This window comes from Pseudomonas sp. Soil_N_39, assembly GCF_057655955.1.
On the sequence record NZ_JBDGLI010000059.1, the window covers coordinates 1 to 335 of the forward strand.

General features: G+C 48.7%; 1 tRNA gene. It reads left to right on the forward strand.

The features are described from left to right. Positions 1-100: 100 nt before the first annotated feature. Positions 101-176, forward strand: a tRNA-Ala gene (locus AC3A5O_RS28815). Positions 177-335 lie beyond the last annotated feature (159 nt).

Below are 335 nucleotides of genomic sequence, written 5' to 3' on the forward strand. Positions count from 1 at the left end.
TAGCTCAGTTGGTTAGAGCGCACCCCTGATAAGGGTGAGGTCGGCAGTTCGAATCTGCCCAGACCCACCAATTTTGTGTGGGAAACGCCTGTAGAAATACGGGGCCATAGCTCAGCTGGGAGAGCGCCTGCCTTGCACGCAGGAGGTCAGCGGTTCGATCCCGCTTGGCTCCACCACTACTGCTTCGATTGTATAAAGCTTAGAAATGAGCATTCCATCGGTTCGATGGTGAATGTTGATTTCTAGTCTTTGACTAGTTCGTTCTTTAAAAATTTGGGTATGTGATAGAAAGATAGACTGAACGTTACTTTCACTGGTAACGGATCAGGCTAAGG